The sequence below is a fragment of the Actinoplanes sp. NPDC049265 genome, from assembly GCF_043197135.1.
GTDB lineage: Bacteria > Actinomycetota > Actinomycetes > Mycobacteriales > Micromonosporaceae > Actinoplanes.
Genome location: NZ_JBICSP010000014.1, coordinates 184,522 through 208,457, shown reverse-complemented (window position 1 = coordinate 208,457; position 23,936 = coordinate 184,522). Strand labels below are relative to the sequence as shown.

Genomic DNA, 23,936 nt, shown 5'->3' with positions numbered 1-23,936 from the left:
CCGTTACCGGAAAACGCGAATATGGTCGGCCGCGGCGTATTCAGAGGGCCAGGCCGACCAGGGTGAGAGTGGTCGCCAGCTCGACGGCGGCGCCGAGGACGTCACCGGTGATGCCGCCGAAGCGGCGTACCGCGTGCCGCACCAGCAGGACCACGCCGAGCAGGGCGGCGGCGACGGCGGCCGGCCCCTGCCACGGACGGCCCGGCACCGCCCACCAGGCCGAGGCCGCGACGGCGGCCGCGATCGCCACGCTCAGCGGTACCGGAACGGTGGCCGCGACCATCGCCCCCAGCCCCTCGGGGCGGGCCGGGGGAACGCCGCGCCGGCAGGCCAGGGGGAGGGCGGCGCGGCCGGCGGTCCAGGCCACCACGGCCGCCGCCGGTGTGATCGCGGCCGCCTGCACCAGCAGCGTCAACGCGATCGCGGCGACACCGAACGGCCCGATGTCCGGCTTCTTCATGATGGCCAGGGCCTCGGCGTCGCGACGGTAGGAGCCGAGCGCGTCGACCGTGTCGGCCAGCCCGTCCAGGTGCAGGCCGCGGGTGAGCAGCACCGCCGCGGCCACCGTCACGCCGCCGGCGACCAGGTCGGGGGAGCCGGACAGGAGCCAGCGCAGGCCGGCCAGCAGCAGGCCGAGAAGCAGGCCGACCAGCGGCGCCACGCTCATCGCCACGCCCGCCGCCCGGCGGTCGATCCGGCCCGCGCGGACCGGCAGGACGGTCAGGGTGGTCAGCGCGAGGCGGAGGCCGTTCAATCCGTGTTTTCGGCGAGGGCCGGGTGCGTGGGCAGCGCGCCGGCCAGACCGATCACGGTACGCAGGACCGGCAGCGCGGTCAGCGCGTTTAGGCCCTCGCCCAGATCGAGCCCGAGTTCCGTCACCGGCGTCAGGCCGAGTACGTCGGCGCCCTGCTGGACCAGCTCGGACGTGCCCGCGTCGGCCAGCAGACACCAGTGCCGGGCCTGGCTGCCGAGGTCGCGGGCGACCAGGCCGGCGGCGATACCCACCGGTCCGTCCAGCAGCACCGGCAGCCGGTGGGCGGCCGCCCCGAGCAGCGCGCCCGTCGCCACGGCCACGTCCGCGCCGCCGACCTGGGCCAGGATGTCCAGGGCGCCACGGGACTTGGTGCGGATCCGGTGCAGCCCGTCGCGTACGGCGGCGCAGCGCACCATCCAGGCGTTGTCGTCGATGGTTCCGCCCGCGGCCAGCACCCGGGGCAGCACGGCCACCGGCTCGGCGCCCGTGGTGGCGGCCAGCACGGCCGTGGCGGCCGCCTCCGCGCCCGTCCCGCAGGCGGCGATGACCAGGGCGTCCTTGCCGTCGGCGCGGGCTGCCGCGGCCAGCTGCCAGCCGTGCCGCAGGGCGGCCTCGACCTCGCCGGCGTCCAGCACCGGGCCGTCCTCCATGGCCCCGGAGCCGGCCGCGCGGACCACCGCGACGTCGGCGCCGGCCTGCCCGGCCAGCCGGATCAGCGGGCCGGTGCCGGCCTCGGCCTCGGCTACCCGCCGGTCGACGTCGGCCGGGTCGGTGCCGGCGCCCGAGCCGCCGGCGTGCGTGCCCGACAGCAGCAGGACGCGGACCGCGGACCACGGCTGCGGGGTCACGGTGCCCTGGGTGGCGGCGGCGAACTCGACCGCCTCGCCCAGCGCGCCGAGGCCAGCGCCGGTCAGGTCGAGCGTGCCCAGGCGGTCGTGCGCGTCCGGGCCGGCGTCCTGATCGGGCATCGGCAGGTCCATGCCCGACTCGAACACGATATCTGAAATGTCGGAAAAGTCGGACTGGATGGTGGCGGGCTGAACCGGCGTCGGCTCCACCGACGGAGCGACCAGTTGCTGCGCCGGGCGCGGCCGGCCCGCCGCCGCCTTGATCCAGGTGTGCTGGCCGGCCACGACCAGAGCGACCCGGTCGACGACCGCGGCGAGCGCCTGGTTCGTCGTACCCAGCGCGTCAGCGAAAGCGCGACCCACCACCGTGGCCGGCACCAGCGACAGCCCCACCTCGGGGCTCACCAGCACCACCCGGCCCGCGCACTCGCGCACCGCCTCGGCCAGCGCGGCCACCATGGCCACGTCGTCCTGAGGCTGGTTGGCCGGGTCGAGCAGGGCGGCCACCCAGCCGCCGAGGTCGTCGATCAGCAGCGTCTCGTCCGGTTTGGCCTCGGCCAGCACCGCCGCCAGCCGCGCCGGATCGGGCCCGGTCTCCTCGGTGGACCAGGTCTGCGGGCGGCGCCGCTGATGCGCCTCGATGCGGCCCATCCACTCGGGGTCGTCCTCGGCGCCGACCGCGGTCGCCACATAACGGACCGATGCCGCGTCGGCCACCAGTTCCTCGGCGAATGCGGACTTGCCGGAGCGGATGCCCCCGAGCACCAGCGCGGTGTTCCACCGATCAACGGACATGCCCCGTACCTTAGGCCTTGGCCCAAATTCACCTGCGAGGCGGGACTTCGCCAGGCGAATTCGGGCCTCGGCCTGAAGCGCTGACGCACAGAGCGACGCCGTAGGGTGGAGACCGCTGTGCAGCTAGTAGACAAAGGGGGCGGCGCATGCCGTGGAGTTGGCGGTACGAGGGCGTCGACGGGCGGCCGGTGGCCGGACCGACCGAGACGTTCAGCAGCCAGGCCGACGCCGAGTCCTGGATCGGTCAGGCCTGGCGTGAACTGGCCGCCGCCGGGGTCACCAAGGTCGTGCTGGTCGAGGACGACCGGGTCGACTACGACATGAGCCTGCTGCCGAGCGAATGACCGGATTCCCGGCCGCCCGGCCCCGGGCGCCCCGCAACGCGTTCGTGCCCAGCCCCGTCTTCGTCGGCATCGTGGCCCTGACCGTCGTCGCCGGCTGGATGACCTGGACCGGCTTCGGCAACGTCAAGGTCGACGTCTTCCTGCTGGTGATCAGCGGGTGGCTGCTGTCGCTGTGCCTGCACGAGTACGCCCACGCCATCGTCGCCTTCTTCTCCGGCGACCACGAGGTGGCCGAACGCGGCTACCTGCGCCTCGACCCGCTGAAATACACCCACCCGCTGCTGTCCATCATCCTGCCGATCGTGGTGGTCATCCTCGGCGGCATCGGCCTGCCCGGCGGTGCCGTCTGGGTCAACCACGAACACATCGGCAGCAAGGCCAAGCTGTCGCTGATCAGCGCGGCCGGCCCGCTCACCAACATGGTCTTCGCGCTGGTTCTGGCGGTGCCGTTCCTGGCCGGCCTGGGCCCGCAGATCGAGGGCACCACGCTGCTCGGCGACAGCGGCCACCTGGAATTCTGGGCGGCGCTGGCACTGCTGGCGGTGCTGCAGATCACCGCCAGCGTGCTCAACTTCCTGCCCGTACCCGGCCTGGACGGCGGGAACATCCTGCAACCATGGCTGAGCCCGCCCTACCAGCGGGCATACAACCTGTTCGCCCCGTACGGCTTCATGCTGCTGTTCGTGCTCCTCTGGCAGTCCCAGCTGAACGAGTTGTTCTTCCGTTTCGTCTACTGGATCGGCGAAGCCCTCGGCGTGTCACCGGCGCTGTCCGCCACCGGCTACGAACTGATGCGCTTCTGGTCCGACTGGCTGGGCTGAGACCCGGGTCAGGGCCGCCGGGGCGGGCTGACCGTCTTGGCCGGGTCGAACTCGGCGATCGGCTGCAGCACCTGGTCGATCGCCTTCATCAGGTCGTCCTCCAGCTTCACACCGGACGCCTTGACGTTGTCCTCCAGCTGCTCGGGCCGGGACGCGCCGACGATCGCGGCCGAGACGTTCGGGTTCTGCAACACCCAGGCCACGGCCAGCTGCGCCATCGTCAGGCCGGCCTGCTCGGCCAGCGGCTTGAGACCCTGCACGGTGGCCAGCGTCTCGTCGCTCATCAGGCGCGAGATCATGTTCGCGCCGGACTTGTCGTCGGTCGCCCGGGAACCGGCCGGCGGCTGCTTGCCCGGCTGGTACTTGCCGGTCAGCACGCCCTGCGCGATCGGCGAGAAGACCACCTGGCCGATGCCCAGCTCGATCGACGTGGGCACCACCTCGGCCTCGATGACCCGCCACAGCATCGAATATTGCGGCTGGTTGGACACCAGCTGGATCTTCAGGTCCTGGGCGAGCTCCCAGCCGGCCCGGATCTCCGACGCCGTCCACTCCGAGACACCGATGTAGAAGGCCTTGCCCGAGTGCACGATGTCGGCGAACGTCTGCATCGTCTCCTCGAGCGGCGTCGAGTAGTCGAAGCGGTGCGCCTGATAGAGGTCGACGTAGTCCATCTGCAGCCGGCGCAGCGACCCGTTGATCGACTCCATGATGTGCTTGCGGGACAGGCTGCGGTCGTTCGGGCCCGGCCCGGTCGGCCAGAACACCTTGGTGAAAACCTCCAGACCCTCCCGGCGCTCACCCTTCAACGCCCGGCCCAGCACCTCCTCGGCCCGGGTGCCGGCATAGGTGTCGGCCGTGTCGAAGGTGGTGATGCCCAGGTCGAGGGCGGCCCGCACGCACGCGGCGGCGGCCTCCTCCTCGACCTGGGAGCCGTGGGTGATCCAGTTGCCGTAGGCGATCTCGCTGATCAGAAGGCCGGAGCGGCCGAGATGACGATGTTCCATGCAGTCAGTTCTAAAGCACCGGCTTCGTGTCCGCCAACAGCTGATCGATCTCGTCGACCACGTCGGCCTCCGTGCGGTGCACCGTTTCGATGAGCGGCTCGCCCTCCCGGTCCAAGGCGCCCCAGCGGCCGTTGCGGTCGGCGATCAGGAACGCCACCGGGTGGATGACCAGCGCCGGATGCACCGGCGCCACGACCAGCTGCCCGTTCCTGTCGATCACGCCCAGCCGGTCGCCGGCGTCGACGATCGCCAGCCCCTCACGGGTGAAGCCGTCCACCCGCCGCCCGCCGGTCAGCACGGTGGCGAAGCGCCGGTAGCGCGGCTGGACGACCGGGCGGGCGTACCGGTCGACCGCACCCCAGCCCCCCGCCTTGACCGCCGCCACCCCGTTGCGGAACGGCAGCACATCCTCGAACCCGCCCGGCACCACCAGCCGATTGCGGACATCGATCGCGAACCAGCCGCCCCGGACATCGCGCGACACCCAGGCCAGCCCCTCATGGAACGGCCGCACCTGCACATAGCCCCCGAGCACGGACTTCCCGTCGGCGTCGACCAGCTCCCAGGTCCGCGAGCCGTGCCGCTTGGCCCAGGCCAGCCCGTCCTCGTACCGCTGAACCTCGGCCCACGTCTCACCGACCTCCAGCGGCTCCGGCGACGGCTTGCCCAGAATCTCGTCCGGCGTCCGCTGATACGGACCCCACCCGTGCTGCCGGATCTTGTCCATGACCAGATCCAGCGCCAGCTCGGTCCGATCCGGGTCGTCCCCCCGCCGCAACTTCAACGCCTCGTCGAACCGGCTCATCGCCTCCATGTACCGGTCCTGCTCGAACGCCGACCGCCCCGCCAGATCGAGAATCTCCGCCCGCAGCCGATCCGGCAACTCAGGCGAGTTCGCGTCCTCGAACAGCCGGTCCGCCTCGGTGTAGTCCCCCCGCCAGCGCAGCACGTTCGCCAGCCGGGCCTGCACGATCGCGGTCCGCCGCAGCTCACCGGTGCGCTCGGCGTGGGTCAGCGCGGCCCGCCCGTCGGCCAGCGCGAAATCGAGGTCGCCGAGCACCCGCGACACCACCGCGCGCAGACTCAGCAGGCGGGCGCGGATGGCGTCGCGTTCGGCGTACTCCAGCTTGTCGGTGAGCCGGTCACGAACGGCCCGGAGCTGGTCCGGGTGGTCGGCGACCTCACGCAGGGTGCTGGGTTTGAAACGGAATGGGTACGCGGACAGTACCTGCTCGGGGTCGACCAGCCGGCTGCGTGGGTCATTGGCTGATTGCCCCACGCTCCGGGTTGACCCGGTGGTCACCCCCGGGGCACCCGCCCCGATAACCGCCGCCGCCAGCCGTTCGCCCGCCCCCGCGACCGCCCCCTCAGCCCCGCCGCCGTCAGCCTCCGCCTTCTCCGCCGCCTCGGCCTCAGTCCCGTCCCCGTCCCTGTCAGCCTCCGCCTCCGCCGCGGCCTCGTCCCCGTCAGCCTCCGCCTCAGTCCCGCCGCCGTCAGCCGCCGCCGCGGTCTCGACTCCGTCAGCGTCTGCCTTTTCGGCCGCCCCCGCGACGGTCCCCTCAGCCTGGTCCTCGTCAGCCTGGGTCGTTGGCGTCTCCGCCTCTTCTGCGACCTCCGCTACCTCACTGTCCGCCTTGGACCCGGCGGCCTCTTCCCCCAGCCCCGCGTCCGCGGCCCCACCGTCGGGCGCATTCTCATCGCCTTCCGCACCGACCGGCCCATCCGCCGCCTCGGCTTCCGCTGCCGTGCCTTCCGTGCTGCCGGGCTGATTCGCTGCGTGGGCTTCCGTGCTGCCGGGCTGATTCGCTGCGTGGGCTTCCGTGCTGCCGGGCTGATTCGCTGCGTGGGCTTCCGTGCTGCCGGGCTGATTCGCTGCCTCGGCCTCCGCGCCGACCGGCTTGTCCGCGGCCTTCTCTCCCGCCCCGGCGGCGACCGATGACGCCGCCTCGTCCGCATCGCCCTCATCGTCGTCCGCCGACTCACCCCGCTCCGGCGGAAAACTCTTGTCCGCCAACGACGCGGGCCGCTCCATCCGGGCATCGGTGTTCGGCTCGAACCAGGTAGGCCGCTCCTCCTCCTCAGCCTCGTCCTCCGGCTCCTCCACCGGCGCGACCACCGGGGCAGGCGAAACCGGCTCAGCCTCACCCGGAGGGTCCGTAGTCTCCGCCCCGAGCCCACTCATCTTCAGCAGCCAGCCAAGCCCACGCTGCTCGTCGCTCTCCTCCGACCCTCCCGGCCCGTCGACCCCGGGTCCCTCTTCGCGGGACGCGCTCGAATCAGCCCCGCCATCATCTGACTCCGTCCGGCCCGCCCCCGGCGAGGCCGGACTGTCGAGTCGGCTCGCCGCCGCATCCGAGGCAGCAACGCCAGTCGGCGCCGTGTCTCCCGGCCGCACATCCGGTTCGCCGGAGATCGGCCGGTCCGAGTCACCCGACGGAATGCTCGGCGCGCCGGAGGTCGGCTGCGCCGGGCTGATCGGCCAGGCGGAATTCGGCTGCGTCGGGCTGGTCGGCTGGGTGGAGTTCGGCTGCGTCGGGCTGGTCGGCCGGGTGGAGTTCGGCTGCGCCGGACTGATCGGCCAGGCGGAATTCGCCTGCGCCGGGCTGGTCGGCTGGGTGGAGTTCGGCTGCGCCGAGCTGGTCGGCCGGGTGGAGTTCGGCTGCGCCGGGCTAGCTGGCCAGGTGGGACTTGGCTGCGGCGGGCTGGTCGGCTGTGCGGAGGTCGGCGCCGAAGGACTGCCGGGCCACGCCGCCGGTGCTCCGGAGGCCGGGCTGGTCGGGCGTGCGGTCTGTGTACCCGTGGTGAGGCTGGTCGGGCGTGGGGTGGGGGTGCCGGAGGTCGGGTTGGCTGGGCTCGGTGCATCCGACGTTGGGCTGGCGGGGCTGGTCGGGCGTGCGGTCTGTGTACCCGTGGTGAGGCTGGTCGGGCGTGGGGTGGGGGTGCCTGAGGACGGGTTGGCTGGGCTCGGTGCATCCGACGTTGGGCTGGCGGGGCTGGTCGGGCGTGCGGTCGCCGCATCCCAGGCCGGGCTGGTCGGGCGCGGGGTCGGGGTGCCGGAGGTCGGGTTGGTCGCTCGTGGGGCCGGTGCACCCGAGCTCGGGGTCGCCGGGCTGGCCGGGGTGCCGGCGGCCGGGTGTGCGGTCGGGGCGCCGGAGGTCGGATGGGCCGGGGAGACCGGCCACGCGGCCGGGGCGCCCCCTGAGGTCGGCCGGGGCGGTGCGGCCGGAGACGTCGGCTTGGGCGGGACCGCCGGTTGGAAGGCCAACGGCTCGGACATCGGCATCTGGGACGCCGGGGGAGTCCAACTCGGCTCGGAGTGGATCTCGGTGTCCTCGGAGACGATCTCGCCCTCGATGACGTCCGAGTCTTCCCAGGTGCTGTCGGTGGCCGGGCCGGCGAGGGTGCTGGCCGGGTCGCCGGCTTCATCCCAGGCGATGGGCTGCCCGGGGAAGGTGTTCGCCGGATCCCAATCGGCCGGGTCAGGTCGCCGTCCGACGCCCGTGCCCGAGCCCACGCCGGAGCCCGCGCCCGTGGCCGTTCCCGCGCCCATGCCGGAGCCCGTGCCCGTGCCCGTTCCCGCGCCCGTGCCGGGGCCGGGGCCGGGGGTTGGCGTGGCGGGTCGAACGCCGGGCGCGGACGGGGAGGAGGGACGGACCGGTCCGGCGAGAGTGCTGGCCGGATCAGCGGCAGGGGAAGTCCATGCGCCCGGCGCCGGTGGTCCCCCGAAGTGCGGTTCCACGCCGGACGGGCGCCGTGCGGACTCATCGCGCGAATCGCGACCGGGCGCTTGCCGGGCAGCTGGATCAGCGGCCGGAGAGACGTGCGGTCCACGCTGATCGCTGGCCGGTCCGCGCTGATCGTCGCGTGGGCCCCGCTGGCCCAGGGTCGGGCTGGTGTGCGGGCCGCGTTGGTCGCCGGATGGGGCGGCGTGCGGGGCTCGTTGGTCGCCAGGAAGGACGGGCGGGGCAACATGCGAACTGCGCGGGTCGGCGGGAGAGGACGTCGGCCGGCCGGGAAGGGTGGGCGGCGCGGATTGCGGGCGGCGTTGGTCGGTGGGTGGGCCGACGTGCGGGCGGCGTTGGTCGGTGGGTGGGCCGACGTGCGGGGCGCGTTGGTCGTCGGGTGGGCGCACGCCGGATACCGGGCGGGTGCTCGGGCCGGCCCACGTGTCCGCGGGGTTGGCGGGGCCGGCCCAGGTGTCGGCGGGGTCGGTTCCGGCGAGGCTCGGGTCGGCGATGCCCGCCCAGCCGGGGGCTGCTTCGCGTGGCTGTCTGGGCCTGGGCGGGACGGGGTCGTGCAGGGTCTCCGGTCGGCGAGGGGCCGCGTCGCGGGACGGTGTGGGTTGGCCTGCTGCGGTCTCCTGCGGTCCGCCGGGCCAGGTTGCCTCCGGGTTGGTGGGTGTGCGGTCCCATCCCGTGGGGGGCCGCGGCGCGGTGCGGGCGGCTGGGGACGGGGGAAGGTTGTCGGCCGCGGGGGACTGCGGGGTACGCCGGGCGGCTGGGGACTGAGGGAAGTTCTGGGCCGCGGGGGATTGGGGCGCGGTGCGGGCGGCTGGGGATTGCGGGGCGCTGCGGGTCGTGGGCGGTTGCGGGAAGTTGTGGGCCTCGGGGGGCTGCGGGGCGCTGCGGGTGACAGGGCCGCTTCGGGGGGCGGCGGGGGATTGGGGGGTGTTCCAGTGCGAGTCTGGAGGCTGGTGCTGCCAGGCGGAGGCGGGTGCGTCCCAGGACGGGCGGCTCGGGGCGGGTCTGCGGTCGGGGCCGGCCAGTGTGGACGCCGGGTCGGCGGACGGGTCGTTCCATGCCGCGGGATGCTGGCCGGGGCCGGCCACGTAGGGGCGCGGGCCGTCGTAGGGCTGGGACGGCTCGGCCGAACGGCCCGGGGGGAAGTCGCGCGGCGTCGGTTCGGAGGGGCGGCCTGGGGGGACGTCGCGCGGCGGCGGCTCGAAAGGGCGGCCGGCGGGAAAGTCGCGCGATGTCGGCTCGGTCGGAAAGTCGCGTGGTGCGGGCTCGGGGAGACGGCGGGGGCGGTTGTCGCGGTGGGTCGGCTCCGTGGGGTGGCCGGGGCGGGCGTCGCGGACCGTCGGCTGGGACTGGCCGTAGAAGGGGGCCGGCATGTCCTGGACGGGGGGCGGGGCGTCGCGGAAGGCTGGGCGCACGTCCTGGGGCACGGGGCGTGAGTTGTCGGCGGCGCGCGGCCCGGATGTGGGGTGGGCCGCGGAGGCACGACCATAGCTGTGCGGCGGCGGCTCGGCGGGCAGGCGTCCGGAGCCGTATCCGGGAGCCGGCGGGCCGGAAGGTGACCCGCCCGGTCCATGGCCGCTGGACGCGGTGAAGGGCGACCCCGCGGGGCCGTAACCGCTGGGTGGGCCGGCGGGGCCGTGGCTGCCGGGTGGGCCGGATGCCGAGCCGGCGGGGCCGTAACCGCTGGGTGGGCCGGCGGGGCCGTAGCTGCCGGGTGGGCCGGACGGCGAGCCGGCGGGGCCGTAGCCGCTGGGCGGGGCGGATGCCGAGCCGGCGGGGCCGTAGCCGCTGGGTGGGCCGGCGGGTGGGCCGGCGGGGCCGTAGCTGTGGGGCGGGGCGGAGGCAGGACCGGCGGGGCCGTAGCCGCCCGGCCCGTCCTGTGGCTGGCGCGGCTGCGGGACGGGGCCGCCGCGCCGGGGCAGCGGCTCGCCGGGCGCCTGCTGGTAGGGCTGCCCGGGACGGCCGGACGCGCGTGGCGGCACGCCTCCGCGTGGGTCGGGGGCGACCAGGTCGTTCCACTGAGGACCACGGGGACCGGCGGGTGGGCGGCCGGGCTCGGCGTACCCGGAAGATCTTGACCCTGAGTCACCGGGGCGGGGGGAGGCCGCCTCGGGACCGTGGGCTCGGGGGTCCGTTCCGAAGCCGGCCGGCGCCGCTCGACCGGTCGGGCGCTGCGGAAGCGCTCCCATCCCGTATTCGCCGGCCTCATAGATGGGGGTGTGCACGGCCCGCCGTCGTCGCCCGGGGTCGCCGGGATAGCGCTGGCCGGGCAGCGGTTCCCACTCCCAGGTGATTTCGTACAGCCAGGCCGGTTGGTCGTCCCAGCGGTCCGCGCCCAGGTGTGAGCTCCAGCCGTTCATCGGGCATCACGGCCCGACCTCTGGCGACGCTCTGTCACGGTGCGTTCCACCTCGTCGGAAAAGGCGCGGTGGCGGGGCATGCCACCGGGGTACAGTCGCCCGGCTCCACTGCGGGGGTTTGGAAGGAGCGTATCGACGTGGACGGGCTCGACGCCAGGGAGGGCGTGGTCACGTTCGGTGCACTGGTTCGGTCGGGGTTTCGGCGCTGGTCTACGTATCGGCAGGCCACGATAGCCGGTGCGTTCACAAATGTCGTGTTCGGCTTCCTTCGTTGTTATGTGGTGCTGGCCGTGGCCGCCGCGGGCACCGACAACACTGCCGGTGGTTATGACGCTGCGCAACTGGCAACCTACGTCTGGGTCGGCCAGGGGCTGCTGAGCGTGGTGGGGCTGTGGGGGTGGACCGAGCTGGCCGACCGGATCCGCACCGGCGAGGTGGCCGCTGACCTGCTGCGCCCGGTGCCGCCGGTGGTCAGCTACCTGGCCGCTGATCTGGGCCGCTTCGGGTTCGCGATGCTCACCCGGTTCGTGCCGCCGATGGTCGCGGGCGCGATCTTCTTCCCGCTGCACGCCCCGCAGCGGGCCGCCACCATCCCGCTCGGCGTGCTGTCGATCGTGCTGGCCACGGTGGTCAGCTTCGCGGGGCGGTTCCTGACCAACGCCACGGCCTACTGGCTGCACGACGCCCGCGGGCCGATCATCCTGTGGACGCTGGCGTCGGGGGTGCTGGCGGGGCTGTATTTCCCGCTGCGGCTGCTGCCGGACTGGGTGGCGGTGGTGCTGTACGTCGGCACGCCGTTCCCGAGCATGCTGCAGACCCCGGCCGATGTGCTGGTCGAGCGGGACGGGTCGCTGCTGCAGGCCGGCCTGGTGGTGGTCCAGGTGGCGTGGGCTGTGGTCCTGCTGGCGGCGTGCCGGCTGGTGCAGCGGGCGGCCGAGCGCAAGCTGGTCGTGCAGGGTGGCTGAGGAGCTGCGGGCGTACGCCGCGCTGATCGGCGGCCAGTTCCGGTCGATGGCCTCGTACCGGATGTCGTTCGTGATCGAGCTGGCGAGCAACTCGCTGACCACGGCCCTGGACATCAGCACGGTGCTGGTGTTGTTCGGCTCGACCCGGGCGGTGGCCGGGTTCAGCCTGGCCGAGGCGCTGCTGGTGGCCGGCCTGTCGTCGCTCGGGTTCGCTTTGGCCGACCTGCTGGTGGGCAACGTCGACCATCTCAAGCAGTTCGTCCGCACCGGCCTGATGGACGTGATCCTGGTGCGCCCGCTGGGTGCCCTGTGGCAGTTGTTGTGCATGGATCTGCCGTTCCGCAAGGCGCTGCGGTCGGTGCTGGCGGTGGCCGTGCTGGTGGTGGCCCTGCGGCTCAACGACATCGTCTGGACGCCGGGCCGGGTGGTGCTGCTGGTGGTGACGCCGCTGGCGGGGCTGGTGTTCTTCGGCGCGATCTTCGTGCTGAGTGCCAGCCTGGCGTTCTGGTGGGTGGACTCGGGCGAGATCGGCCACGCGTTCACCTACGGCGGGCGGGACTTCACGACGTACCCGATCGCGGTGTACGGCGGCTGGTTCCGCGCCGTCTTCGCGTACACCCTGGGCTTTGGTTTTGTCGCCTATCAGCCGGCGGTGGCCCTGCTCGGCCGGACCGATCCCCTCGGCCTGCCGCCCTGGACCGGTTTTCTCTCGCCGCTGGTCGCGCTGGTCGCGGCCGCTCTCGCCGCGCTGGTCTGGCGGGCCGGCATCCGCCACTACCGGAGCACCGGATCATGACCGTGATCGAGATGCACGACCTTCGCAAGGACTTCGAGGTACGCGTACGAGCGGGCCGATTCCGGCGCCGGAAACGGACGGTGTCCGCCGTGGACGGCATCGACCTGACCGTGGACCGGGGTGAGATGGTCGGCTACATCGGCCCGAACGGTGCCGGGAAGTCCACCACGCTGAAGATGCTGACCGGCATCCTGACTCCGTCCGGCGGCACCGTGCGGGTGTGCGGCCTGACGCCGGTGCCGCAGCGGACGAGGCTGGCCCGGCGGATCGGCGTGGTGTTCGGCCAGCGCTCGCAGCTGTGGTGGGACCTGCCGTTGCACGAGTCGTTCACGCTGCTCCGGCACATCTACCGGGTGCCGCCGGCCGACCACGCGGCCCGGCTGGCCGAGTGCCGGTCGCTGCTGGATCTGGACGACTTCCTGGACACGCCGGTGCGGCAGTTGTCGCTCGGGCAGCGGATGCGCGGCGAGATCACGGCGGCGTTGCTGCACGGGCCGGAGGTGCTGTTCCTGGACGAGCCGACGATCGGCCTGGACGTGGTCAGCAAGCAGGCGGTCCGTGGTTTCCTGGCCGCGCTGGGCGCGACCGGCGACGTGACGCTGGTGCTGACCACGCACGACCTGGCCGACATCGAACGGCTGTGCCGCCGGCTGGTGGTGATCGACCACGGTCATGTGGTGCACGACGGGACGATCGAGGAGCTGCATGCCCGGTACGGGTCGCGCCGGCGTCTGGTGGCCGACCTGGATTCGCCCCTGCCGCCGTCGTTCGCGCTGGCCGGGGCGACGCTGGCGGCGACCGAGGCGGACGGGCACCGGGTGGCGTTCACGCTGGAGTCGGCGACGGCCGCCGAGGCGGTGGCGGCCCTGATGGCCTCGGCTTCGGTGCGTGACCTGTCGCTGGTCGAGCCGGACATCGAGGATGTGGTGGCCCGCCTCTACACCGCCCGTTGACGTTGTCGATGCGGCGCCCCGGCCAAACGTCGAAGTGGTAGACCTGGGCGGTATTCGCGCCCCGGATACCGCCCGGTCCTATCACTGGGCATTTGACGATCGGAAGGCGTGACATGGCCAAGTACATGCTTCTCATCTACGGCGACGCGCGGCAGTGGGACGCGATGACCACGGAGCAGCGGACGGCGCACGAGGCCGCCCACGCCGCGTTCGCCCAGGCGGCGGGGAGCCGCATCGCCGGCGGCGAGGAGCTCGAAACGGCGCCGATGGCGACCACGCTGCGGGCCGATCCGGCCGGTGGCGTGCTGACCACCGACGGGCCGTTCCTGGAGACGAAGGAGGCGCTGGGCGGCTTCTACCTGCTCGACGCGGCCGACCTGGACGAGGTCATCAAGCTGGCGGCTCAGCTGCCCGAGGTGCGCGCGGGGCACAGCGGGGTGGAGATCCGCCCGGTGGTGGACCACGGTCCCCGATGACCGATGTCGTCGTCGCGGCGGTGGCGCTGGCCCATCGCCGCGACTGGAGCCGGGTGCTGGCCCGGGCCGCGCAGGTGACCCGGGATCTCGACCTGGCCGAGGAGTGCACGCAGGACGCGTACGAGCAGGCCCTGCGCACCTGGCCGCGGAGCGGCGTGCCGGATCGGCCGGGCGCGTGGCTGACCAGCGTGGCCCGCAACCGGGCGCTGGATCTGCTCCGCCGCGAGGAGCGGTTCCGCCGCAGGCTGCCGCTGCTGGTGGCCGGGGCCGCCGTGCCCGGCCCGGAGGACGGACTGGACGACGACCGGCTGCGGCTGATCTTCACCTGCTGCCATCCCGCGCTGGCCCGGGAGGCCCAGGTCGGGCTGACCCTGCGCCTGGTCTGCGGGCTGTCGACCGGTGAGGTGGCGCGGGCTTTCCTGGTGCCGGAGCCGACGATGGCGGCGCGGATCACCCGGGCCAAGAAGAAGATCGCGACCGCGCGGATCCCGTACCGGGTGCCCGCGGCTGAGGACCTGGCCGAGCGGGTGGGCGCGGTGCTCGACGTCGTCCACCTGATCTTCACCACGGGTCACACGGCGCCGGCCGGGCCGCGGCTGGTGCGCCGCGATCTGGTCGACAGCGCGATCGATCTGGCTCGTACGCTGCACCTGCTGATGCCGGCCGACGCGGCGGTCAGCGGCCTGCTGGCCCTCCTCCTGCTGATCGACGCCCGGTCCGGCAGCCGGGTGGCCGCCGACGGCCGCCTGCTCCTTTTGGCCGAGCAGGACCGCTCGACCTGGGACGCCGCCCTGATCGCCGAGGGTGCCGCCCTGCTGACCGAGGCGCTGCGCCGCCGCCCGCCGACCCGGTACGCCGTCGAGGCCGCCATCGCGGCCGTGCACGCCGAGGCGCCGACCTGGGCCGGCACCGACTGGTCGGAGATCACCGGGCTGTACGACGTGCTGTTGTCGCTGTGGCCGTCGCCGGTGGTCGAGCTGAACCGGGCGGTGGCGATCGGCCTGCGGGACGGGCCGGCGGCCGGGCTGGCCGCGTTGACGCCGCTGCTGGCCCAGCCGGCCCTGGCCACCTACGGCTATCTGAGTGCGGCCCGGGCCGACTTCCTGCGGCGGCTGGAGCGCTGGGACGAGGCGGCCGACGCCTACACGGAGGCGTTGGCGCTCACCGGCAACGAGACGGAGCGTGCGTTTCTGCGAGCCCGGCTGGCCGACACGCGAGAGTCGCGTTCACGGCCCTGATCCGCGCCGGGTCGCGGTGCGCCACGTCGGCTGAGGCCGGGCGTACCCCAAATGCCTTTAACGGTGTTCCATCACGAGCATGGCCCAGGTGCCGGGCTCGAGCGCCTCGTAGCGATGCGGGACGTCACCGGGGAACGCCACGTAGTCGCCCGGCGCGAGCTCGACCACGTCGTCGGACGGGCCGGCGACCAGGCGTCCCGCGCCGGCGACGACGTGCTCGACGCTGCCCGGGATGTGCGCCTCGGCCTCGCGCGGCTGGCCTGGTTCGAGGTACATCACGTAGACGTCGCGCCGGGTGTGCGACGAGCCGGCCGACAGCAGCGTGGCCGTGAAGTCGGCGCGGTCGGCGGCCAGCAGCGGGCCCTCGCCGGCGCGGATCACCCGGACCCGCGGCGCCGGCGGCTCGACCAGCTGGCTGAACGGGATGCCCAGGGCCACCCCGAGCGACCACAGGGTCTCGATGCTGGGGTTGCCGGTGCCGGCCTCGAGCTGGGAGAGCGTGGATTTGGCCACCCCGGCGCGGCGGGCCAGCTCGGCCAGGGAGATGCCGGCGCGTTCGCGCTCGGCGCGCAGAGCGGCGGCGATGGTCGCCAGCGGGGGAGTCGGTTGCGGCACGTTCGCTCCGGCGGTCGGTTCGTTCGGTTTGACGAACACTAGCGGTCGCGTTCATTATTTCAAACCATGCGTACGCTACGCCGAACGCCCGCCGATCGCCGGCTCCTGCGCGACGCGGCCGCCATCGCCGCCGCCATGATCGCGGTCGGCGCGTCGTTCGGTGCCATCGCGATCGGGTACGGCCTGCCGACCTGGGTGCCGTTCGCCATGTCGACGCTGGTCTTCGCGGGCGGCGCCCAGTTCCTGGCCGTCGGTCTGATCGCCGCCGGTAACCCGGTGGCCGCCGTCCTCGCCGGCCTGCTCCTCAACGCCCGCCACCTGCCGTTCGGCCTCAACGTCGCCCCCGTCATCGGCCCCCGCCGGCGCGACCGCCTGATCGGCAGCCACCTGATGACCGACGAGGTCGTCGCCTTCACCCTCCGCGAGGACGACCCCGCCCATCGTCGCCGCGTCTACTGGCTGATCGGCGTCACCCTGTTCACCTCGTGGAACGTCGGCACCCTGCTCGGCGTCCTCCTCGGCGGCGCCACCGGCGACCCGGCCACGCTGGGCCTCGACGCGGCCTTTCCGGCCGGCCTGATCGCCCTGATCCTGCCGTCCCTCCGCGACCGGGTGACCCGCCGGGTGGCCCTGTCCGGCGCCGCCATCGCCGTCCTGCTCACCCCGGTGATCCCGGCCGGCCTGCCGGTCCTGTGCGCCCTGTTGGGCCTGGCCGCCGTCTTCCTGCCGCCCCGCCCCCTCCGCCCACTTCGTTCAATTCGCCGGAAGGAGTCCTGATGCTCCTCGCGTCGATCCTCGTGCTGGCCGTCGGCACCTACACGATGCGCCTGGGCGGCGTCCTGCTCCGCGACCGCCTCCAGTTCCCGGACAGCTTCCAGCGACTGCTCCCGATGGCGGCCACTGCCCTGCTGGCCGCTTTGGCCACCACCGCCGCCCTGATGGAGGGCGCCCATTTCGCCGGCGTCGCCCGCCCCGCCGGCGTCCTGGTCGGCGCGGTGCTGGCCGGGCGCCGCATGCCCTTCGTGGTCGTGGTCATCGCCGCCGCGGCCACCGCCGCTCTCCTGCGCCGGGCCGGCGTTTCCTGAACCTTCCGAAAACCTTCCGCCGGTCTTCCCGGTTGATCGAATCCGCAGGTGAAGGGGATTTCCATTCGCCTTTACCGGCCGCCGCGCGTCTGGTGATCTTATTGCCGCCTCGGCTAGGCTTCGATCCATTGTCGGTCGCTGATCAACATGGGCTTTTCTCTTGAGTAAATTTGAGGCCTGGAGAAGAGGCGATGGCGGGTGCGCGAACGAGTGGATAGCGCATTGCCGCGCGATATCGGCATCCACAGCGCGACTCCGGCCCACGACGGCGACGACGATCTACCCGAATACGTCGAACGCGACTTCGACGTCAAATTGCGTGTGACGCTGTCCGCGCACCTTCCCGATCGGGGCTCCTTTCTCATCATGATCGGCGGCTCCTCGGCCGGAAAAACGCGTTCGCTCTATGAGGCGATCCGGGAGCTCGTCCCCGATTGGCGGCTCTTTCTGCCGGCCGGCGCCGCCGATCTGCTCGCGCTGAAGAACGCGCCGCCCAGCCGGACCGTGTTCTGGCTCGACGAACTGCAGCGATACCTGGGCAGCAGTCCGCCTCTCACGCCGGAATGCGTCCTGGCCCTGGAACGCAATGGCAACCTGGTGGTCGGCACCCTGTGGCCCGACCAGTACGCCCGCTGGTCGGCCGCCGGCGGCGAGACCCAGCAGCTGGTCAAGCGGGCCGTCCCGATCAGCGTGCCAGATACCTTGAGCGCGGCCGAGCTGCACGAGGCCAACCGGGTGGCGGAGCGCGACGGCCGGATCCGCAACGCCCTCGACACCGGTGATGCCGGCATGACCCAGGCCCTCGCGGGCGGGCCGAGCCTGGTGCTGTGCTGGGAACAGCCGTCCACTCCGTACGCGAAAGCGATCATCACCGCGGCGGCCGACGCCCACCGCGTGGGCGTGCAGACGCCGCTGAGCGAGGATCTGCTGGCCGAGGCGATGTACGGCTATCTCAAGCGGCACGAGCGCGGCCGCTCCGCGGAGCACTTCCTGCAGCAGGCCATGCCGCACGCCACCCGGCCGCTGCACGGCGACGTACGGGCTCTCATGGAAGTCGACGGCGGACGGCCGGGAACGCGGGCCGGCTTCGTCGTCGCCGACTACCTCGCCCAGCATCTGCGCCGGGTACGCCGGACCGAACCGGTGCCGGCCGCCGCCTGGTCCACCCTGGCCACCCGGCTGCGCCACCCCGACGACCTGCGCCGGCTCGCCGAGGGTGCCCGGGTCCGGCTCCGCTTCGGTCCCGCCGAGGCCGCGCTGACCCGTCTCGCCTACGAATTCCACGACGGCCGGTCGGCTGTCGTACTGGCCGACCTGTTCATCCGGCAGGACCGGCTGGACGAGGCGGTCAAGGCGCTCCGCCACCAGAAGGCGAGCCCGTTGGTGCGGCACAAGCTGGCCCACGTCGACGAGCTGCGGGAGCTGGTGGCCGACCTCCGTCCGTCGGCCGGTCCGGGCGCGCGTGATCTGTCCTACGAGGTGGCCGACCTGCTGGCCGACGGTGGCGTGTCCGAGCGGCTGCGCCGGCAGGCCGCGGAGGGTGACGCGATGGCGGCCGAGCGCCTGATCGAGCGGCTGGCCGACCGTGGCTGCCTGCGCGAGATCCGCGACCGGGCCGACCGTGGCGACCGGGCGGCGGCCGAGGCGCTGGCCGACCTGTACGTGGCCTGGGGCGACGAGGAGCTGCTGGTGGCCCGGGCCCGAGGCGGCGACCAGGCGGCCGAGCTCCGGCTGTCCAAGTTGCACCGGGTGTCGGCCCGGGGCGAGGCCGCGCGCTACGAGATCGACGCACTGCGGGAGGCGGTCGACGAGGGCAGCTCCCAGGCGGCGCTCGACCTGTGCACGCTGCTGTTCGACCTGCGCGACGAGGCGAACCTGCGGGCCGAGCTGGACGCCGGTACGCCCGGCGCGGCCGAGAAGCTGATCGCCCTCTACACCGCCCTGGAGCATCCGTCGCTGATCCACCTGCGGGCGTACGGCCTGGAGGCGGACGGCCGACTCGTCACCCCCGAGATCAACCCCTAGGCACACGGCGGAGGAACCCCATGCTGAACCCTGAGGAATACGCGTTCCTGATCATCCTGAAGGCGGTCGGTCGCGAGTTGTCGAACACCGAGATGGATGACCTTTACCAGACCAGGCTGACGGGAGCCACCCACAAGAAGCTGACCGGCGACCAGCTGGTGAGCTCGGTCAAGAAGGGCAGCACCTACTGGCTCACGCTCACCGACGCCGGGCGGAAAACACTCGCCGAGCCCCTGACGGTCGACCACGGGCAGACCCGGAAGGGGCGCTCCCCGGCCGAGCGGACGCTGTGGGGAGCACTGGTCGCACAGCAGCAGAGCGGTACCAGGAGTGCCCCACCGACCGAGGACCTGCCGGACCGGATCCGGGGCGCCTACCGGAAGCTCACTGGCGAACGAGGGGAGTGGGTCGGTCTCGCCTCGCTCCGGTCGACCCTCGCGGACGTGCCGAGGGCGGAAGTCGACCAGGCCCTGATCGCTCTGATGGACGATCCGGACGTCCGGCTCGAGCCGGAGAGCCACCGCCGCCGGATCGAGCCCGCGGACCGGGAAGCGGCGGTCCTCGTTGGCGGTGAGCCCCGGCACAAGCTGGCGATCGGCCTACGATGACCGAGGCGGAACGCAGGGCGCTGGCGGCGCTTCGCTTCAGCTGGGCCCAGGCGCCCGACGACGTCTGGCGACGCTCGCCCTTCCACGTCGACGGTTTGCACGAGACCGTGGTACGGGACGTGCAGGACAGCATCGCCGAGGCCCGGAACAGCCCCGACGCCAGTCCGGTGGGCCTGGTTCTGGAGGGCCGGCACGGCACCGGCAAGACCCATCTGCTCGGCTGGGTCCGCGAGCAGGTGCAGCAGCAGGGCGGCTACTTCTTCCTGATCGGGCTCCTCGACGGCCGCAACTTCTGGGAGGGCGTTCTGGTCTTCCTGCTCGACGGCCTGGCCCGCCGGATGCCGGACGGCGACACCCAGCTCCAGCTGCTTCTCCGGCGCCTGTCCTCGCGGGTCGGTGCGCCTCGCACCGCCCGCCGCGCGGTGATCGGCGACACCGGGCTGAGCCGGGGCGCGCTCGACGCGTTCGTGCAGGGCCTGAACGAGTTCGATCGGTTCGTGGCCCTGCAGTGCCGGGACACCCTGCGGGCGCTCGCCCTGCGGACCTCGGACGACGAGGAGCACCAGGACGTGGCCGAGAGCTACCTCGGCGGCGACGAGGCGATCCCGGTCGACCTGCGCGCCTGGGGGATCCGCAGGCGACGCAAGCCGCAGGAGATCGTCCGCGACATCTCCTGGCTGCTCGCCCTGACCGGCCCGACGGTCGTCGCCTTCGATCAGATCGACACCGCCCTCGCGCAGGCCGCGGCCTACGAGGACCTGGCCCGGCACGCCGACGACATCACACCGCGGCAGGCTGCCGTCGTGGTCGATCTGGCCAACGGGCTCACCGACCTCCGGGACATGACCCGGCGGACCGTGACGATGGTGACGCTGCTCTCCACCAACTGGGCGCTGATCGAGAACTACGCGACCGATTCGTTCTCGCCGCGGTTCCGGCGCTGCCTGGCGCTGCAGGGCATCCGGGATCCGCGGATCGCGCGCGAGCTGATCGCGAAACGGTTCGCCGATCGGTTCGCGGCCGTCGGCTTCACTCCGCCCTACCCGACCTGGCCGATCCAGGCGCAGGTCTTCGGCGAGACCAAGGACTACACCCCGCGCCGGCTGCTGATGGACTTCGATCGCCACATCCGCGCCTGTCTGGCCGGCGGCGCGGTGCGCGAGCTGCGGCGCCTGAGCGACGTACCCAGCGAGGAGCAGGCGACGCGGACCGTGCCGCCGGCCAGACAGGCCTACTCCGACAACGAACTGGCCCGGATCGTGGCCCGGTTCGAGGAGCTGAAGCGCAACGCCGACGTCACCTCGCCGCTCGAGCACGACACCGAGGACGGCACCTTCCCGGCGCTGCTGGCCGCCGGTCTGCAGGCCTGGATCGCCGAGCGCGGTGACAACGGCGCCCGGTTCAGCATCGACCCGCCGCCCAGTTCCAAACCGGACTTGCATGCCCGGCTCCGCCGCGACCTCGACGAGCGTTCGGAGGAGGAGCGGGCCGCGTCGGCCGACCAGACGAGTACGGAGGACCAAGCGCACTGGTCCTTCCGGGCGATCAGCGACACCCACCACGGCACCGCCGCCCTGCACCGCATCCGCCGGGCCCGCACCGCTGCGGGGCATCTGGCCGGGTTCTCCCGGCGCAAGCTCTTCCTGCTCCGCAACGGCGACTGGAGCCAGGCGGCCAAGACACAGGAGACGATCCGGGACTTCAAGCAGGCCGGCGGGGTGACACTGGCCGTGTCCAAGGACGACCTGCGCGTGCTCACCGCTTTGCGCACCCTCCGTGACGAGAACCCGGAGCAGCTGCAGGCGTGGCTGGTCCGCGACCGGCCGACCGAACAGATCGCCTTCTTCAAGGAGGCACTGGCCGATGCGGACGCGTGGCCGGGCAACGACACCCCGCCGGCCGTGCCGGAGGAGGCCGCACCGCAGACCTTCACCATCGGCCGGGGGATCGACGACGACGCGCCCGCCGCCGTCTCGCTGCCGGCGCTGCGCAAGCATGCCGCCATCTTCGCGGCGTCCGGCTCGGGCAAGACGGTTCTGTTGCGCCGGCTGGTGGAGGAGTGCGCCCTGCAGGGGGTGTCCGCCATCGTCCTGGACCCCAACAACGACCTGGCCCGGCTGGGTGACCCGTGGCCGGTGCCGCCGCCGGGCTGGGGACCCGGCGACGCCGAACGCGCTGCCCGCTACCAGGCCGACGTCGAAGTGCTCACCTGGACGCCGCGCCGGGAGACCGGCCGCCCGCTCAGCTTCCAGCCACTACCGGACTTCCGTGGCGTGCGCGACGACCCGGACGAGTTCGGGGCCGCGGTCGAGGCGGCGGCGGCCGCGCTCGCCCCACGCGCCAACCTCACCGGTCGCACGCAGCGCGTCCACCTGGGCACGGCGGTGTTGCGGAAGGCTGTCGAGCACTACGGAAGGCAGGGCGGCAACGACATCCGGGGGTTGATCGAGTTGCTCGCCGACCTGCCCGACGGGATCAGTGACCTCCGCGACGCCGCGAAGATCGCCGCCGGCCTCGCCCAGGCGCTGACCGCGGCGATGGACAACGACCCGATGTTCGGTGGGGGCGGGACGCCGGCCGACCCCGGCACGCTGCTCACGCCCTCGCCCGGGAAGAAGGCCCGGATCTCGGTCATCAGCCTGATCGGGCTGCCCGGCGACGACGCCCGCCAGGGTTTCGTCAACCAGCTCCAGATGAGCCTCTTCGCCTGGATCAAGCGGCATCCGGCGCGGGACCGGCCACTCCTCGGGCTGCTCGTGATGGACGAGGCGCAGACGTTCGCGCCGTCCGGCGGGATGACCGCCTGCACGCAGAGCACGCTCGCGCTGGCGTCACAGGCACGCAAGTACGGGCTGGGGCTGATCTTCGCCACCCAGGCGCCGAAAAATCTGCACAACCGGATCCCAGGCAACGCGGCGACGCACTTCTTCGGGCGGCTGAGCGTGCCCATCCAGATCGACGCGGCCCGCGAGATGGCCAAGGTCAAAGGGGGCGACGTGCCGGACATCGGCAACCTCACCGCCGGCGAGTTCTACATCGCGCTGGAGGGCGAGGCGCCGCACCGGGTGCGTACGCCGATGAGCCTGAGCCATCACCCCAGCAGCCCGCTCACCGACGAGGAGGTGATGAGCAGATCAAGACCTTCTACAGGTACGGAGTGAGCAGGCCGGCCAGGTCTCCGCGGCCGATCCGGTGCAACGCCCCGGGCAGATCGCCGAGCCGGTCCCGGTCGGCCAGCCAGTCCCACAGCCCGCGCGGCTCGTCACCGGGCCGGAAGCGACGCGCCTCGTGCGCGGGAACGCCGACGATGTCGGCCAGGTCCTGCCAGTCGTAGGTGAGCCGGCGGACGACCTCGAGCTTCACCCGGCCGGGAACCACGCCGGCCGGCCGCGTGGCCGACGTCGCGGCCGCGGCCGGACGCAACAGCCGGCCGAGCAGCGCGAACAGGACCTCGGCGGATGCCTTGGCCGCGAACGGCTTGAAACGGTCGTCCTTGTCCGGATCCGCGTGGTCCATCACACCCTTGGCGATCAGCCAGTGCGGCACCCGCCGCTCGTGCGCGATCGTGGCGATGGTCGCCGCCTCCATCTCGACGGCCAGGATGTTCCGCTGCGCGACGTTCAGGTGGTCCCAGATCCGCGGATCCGTCACCACCGCGCTGCCGCTGGCCATCGGGCCCGCCTCGACCACGAACGGCAACCGCTCCGGCCCGTCCACGGCCAGGTAGAGCTCGCGCTGGATGTGGTCGCGCCCGGCGTCGGTCAGGACCAGCCGGGACCGCTGCCACTCGATCAGGCCGTCGTCGGCCAGCCGGGCCAGCCGCCGGTTCCAGGTGCCCGGTGGGAAATAACGGGCGCGGGCGCGGTGCGTACGCGGATCCTGGCCCTTGAGCAGCCGTTCCAGATACCAGATGGCCGCGTCCTGGTCGGTCGCCGCCCCGAAGCTGGGCAGGTCCGACGGCTCGAAGTCCTGCACCGCCCGCTCCCACCGGCTGTCCAGCGGGAACTGCTGCGGCGCGGGCAGGAACCCGTCCGGCGTGTGCCGGCCCTCGTCCCACTCGTAGGCCGGCGAGGCGACGACGACGTCACCCGGTGCGGTGAGGCCGGGCCGGCCGGCGCACACGCCGCTCATTGCCAGACAGGCCGGCCGCAGCCGCTCGACCAGCGCGGTGGCGATCGGGCCGACGCCGCGCCCACCCATCCGGACCGGGCGGGCGAGCGCCACCGAGATGGTCCCCCGATCGCCGGCCGGCACCTCGGCTGTCGCGCCGGGCGCGAGCGGGTCCGAGTCGTCGTCCGACCACCGCACCTCGCCGGCCGCCGCTCGCGCCGCGTCGTACTCCTCCTTCAGCGCGGTGATCACGACGACGTCGACGCCGTTGTCGCGCATCCAGCTCCCTCCCCGGTTCCGTGGCCCGCGCCCCGGCGAGGGACGCGGGGGCCAGTTCCGCGCCTCGACGATCGAGGGACGCGGGGCCAGTTCCGCGCCTCGGCGGGGGAGGCGCGG

19 protein-coding genes are annotated in these 23,936 nt (G+C 73.0%); 13 read left to right on the top strand and 6 right to left on the bottom strand.

Translation table 11 applies throughout. From position 1 onward, the window contains the following. Positions 1-40 precede the first annotated feature (40 nt). Both ACGFIO_RS30095 and ACGFIO_RS30090 read right to left on the bottom strand, forming a co-directional pair. Positions 41-754 carry an adenosylcobinamide-GDP ribazoletransferase gene (locus ACGFIO_RS30095; RefSeq protein WP_392830925.1) on the bottom strand — a complete coding sequence of 238 codons (714 nt, stop codon included), beginning with the start codon at positions 752-754 and terminating at the stop codon, positions 41-43. After that, positions 751-2,397 (bottom strand): bifunctional adenosylcobinamide kinase/adenosylcobinamide-phosphate guanylyltransferase, encoded by a 1,647-nt coding sequence (locus ACGFIO_RS30090; protein ID WP_392830922.1) that lies wholly within the window; start codon positions 2,395-2,397, stop codon positions 751-753. The genes ACGFIO_RS30095 and ACGFIO_RS30090 overlap by 4 nt, the downstream gene beginning before the upstream one ends. A gap of 146 nt (positions 2,398-2,543) precedes the next feature. Here ACGFIO_RS30090 and ACGFIO_RS30085 point away from each other — a divergent pair, with 146 nt between their 5' ends. Further along, entirely contained in the window at positions 2,544-2,741 is a 198-nt protein-coding gene (locus tag ACGFIO_RS30085) for a hypothetical protein (RefSeq protein WP_392830920.1), read from the top strand. Next, positions 2,738-3,562, top strand: coding sequence for a site-2 protease family protein (locus ACGFIO_RS30080; RefSeq protein WP_392830918.1), 825 nt, complete (start codon positions 2,738-2,740; stop codon positions 3,560-3,562). The genes ACGFIO_RS30085 and ACGFIO_RS30080 overlap by 4 nt, the downstream gene beginning before the upstream one ends. A gap of 8 nt (positions 3,563-3,570) precedes the next feature. Here the strand turns inward: ACGFIO_RS30080 and ACGFIO_RS30075 are convergent, their stop codons facing one another. Continuing rightward, positions 3,571-4,569, bottom strand: coding sequence for an aldo/keto reductase family protein (locus ACGFIO_RS30075; RefSeq protein WP_392830915.1), 999 nt, complete (start codon positions 4,567-4,569; stop codon positions 3,571-3,573). Between the two features lie 10 nt (positions 4,570-4,579). Further along, complete coding sequence (locus ACGFIO_RS30070) at positions 4,580-6,964, bottom strand: WG repeat-containing protein (protein ID WP_392830913.1); 2,385 nt, start codon at positions 6,962-6,964, stop codon at positions 4,580-4,582. On the opposite strand from ACGFIO_RS30070, the gene ACGFIO_RS30065 reads away from it, so the two are divergent. The 6 genes from ACGFIO_RS30065 (at position 6,948) to ACGFIO_RS30040 (ending at position 15,097) form a co-directional block, all read left to right on the top strand. Continuing rightward, positions 6,948-8,405, top strand: a complete 1,458-nt coding sequence (locus ACGFIO_RS30065) for a hypothetical protein (protein ID WP_392830911.1) — start codon at positions 6,948-6,950, stop codon at positions 8,403-8,405. The genes ACGFIO_RS30070 and ACGFIO_RS30065 overlap by 17 nt on opposite strands. 2,518 nt (positions 8,406-10,923) lie before the next feature. After that, a complete protein-coding gene (locus ACGFIO_RS30060; RefSeq protein ID WP_392830909.1) occupies positions 10,924-11,634 on the top strand; it encodes an ABC transporter permease in 711 nt (236 codons plus the stop codon). Further along, positions 11,627-12,430, top strand: coding sequence for an ABC transporter permease (locus tag ACGFIO_RS30055; RefSeq protein ID WP_392830908.1), 804 nt, complete (start codon positions 11,627-11,629; stop codon positions 12,428-12,430). Before ACGFIO_RS30060 ends, ACGFIO_RS30055 begins: the two co-directional genes overlap by 8 nt. Continuing rightward, positions 12,427-13,383 (top strand): ATP-binding cassette domain-containing protein, encoded by a 957-nt coding sequence (locus tag ACGFIO_RS30050; RefSeq protein WP_392830905.1) that lies wholly within the window; start codon positions 12,427-12,429, stop codon positions 13,381-13,383. The genes ACGFIO_RS30055 and ACGFIO_RS30050 overlap by 4 nt, the downstream gene beginning before the upstream one ends. A 113-nt stretch (positions 13,384-13,496) precedes the next feature. Further along, the gene (locus ACGFIO_RS30045; protein ID WP_392830903.1) at positions 13,497-13,859 is read left to right on the top strand and encodes a YciI family protein; all 363 of its coding nucleotides are present in this window, start codon (positions 13,497-13,499) and stop codon (positions 13,857-13,859) included. Beyond that, positions 13,856-15,097: an RNA polymerase sigma factor gene (locus ACGFIO_RS30040; protein WP_392830902.1), complete on the top strand. Its 1,242-nt coding sequence runs from the start codon at positions 13,856-13,858 to the stop codon at positions 15,095-15,097. The genes ACGFIO_RS30045 and ACGFIO_RS30040 overlap by 4 nt, the downstream gene beginning before the upstream one ends. 57 nt (positions 15,098-15,154) lie before the next feature. Here the strand turns inward: ACGFIO_RS30040 and ACGFIO_RS30035 are convergent, their stop codons facing one another. Beyond that, positions 15,155-15,712, bottom strand: a complete 558-nt coding sequence (locus ACGFIO_RS30035) for a helix-turn-helix domain-containing protein (RefSeq protein WP_392830900.1) — start codon at positions 15,710-15,712, stop codon at positions 15,155-15,157. A 66-nt stretch (positions 15,713-15,778) separates the two neighbouring features. On the opposite strand from ACGFIO_RS30035, the gene ACGFIO_RS30030 reads away from it, so the two are divergent. The 5 genes from ACGFIO_RS30030 (at position 15,779) to ACGFIO_RS30010 (ending at position 22,591) form a co-directional block, all read left to right on the top strand. Continuing rightward, entirely contained in the window at positions 15,779-16,489 is a 711-nt protein-coding gene (locus tag ACGFIO_RS30030; protein WP_392830897.1) for an AzlC family ABC transporter permease, read from the top strand. Then, positions 16,489-16,797 (top strand): AzlD domain-containing protein, encoded by a 309-nt coding sequence (locus tag ACGFIO_RS30025; RefSeq protein WP_392830894.1) that lies wholly within the window; start codon positions 16,489-16,491, stop codon positions 16,795-16,797. The genes ACGFIO_RS30030 and ACGFIO_RS30025 overlap by 1 nt, the downstream gene beginning before the upstream one ends. A gap of 222 nt (positions 16,798-17,019) precedes the next feature. Continuing rightward, positions 17,020-18,822, top strand: coding sequence for a hypothetical protein (locus ACGFIO_RS30020; RefSeq protein ID WP_392830892.1), 1,803 nt, complete (start codon positions 17,020-17,022; stop codon positions 18,820-18,822). A gap of 20 nt (positions 18,823-18,842) precedes the next feature. Next, a complete protein-coding gene (locus ACGFIO_RS30015; protein ID WP_392830890.1) occupies positions 18,843-19,430 on the top strand; it encodes a hypothetical protein in 588 nt (195 codons plus the stop codon). Further along, positions 19,427-22,591 carry an ATP-binding protein gene (locus ACGFIO_RS30010; RefSeq protein ID WP_392830888.1) on the top strand — a complete coding sequence of 1,055 codons (3,165 nt, stop codon included), beginning with the start codon at positions 19,427-19,429 and terminating at the stop codon, positions 22,589-22,591. Before ACGFIO_RS30015 ends, ACGFIO_RS30010 begins: the two co-directional genes overlap by 4 nt. Here the strand turns inward: ACGFIO_RS30010 and ACGFIO_RS30005 are convergent. Next, a complete protein-coding gene (locus ACGFIO_RS30005; RefSeq protein ID WP_392830886.1) occupies positions 22,575-23,819 on the bottom strand; it encodes a hypothetical protein in 1,245 nt (414 codons plus the stop codon). The genes ACGFIO_RS30010 and ACGFIO_RS30005 overlap by 17 nt on opposite strands. Positions 23,820-23,936 lie beyond the last annotated feature (117 nt).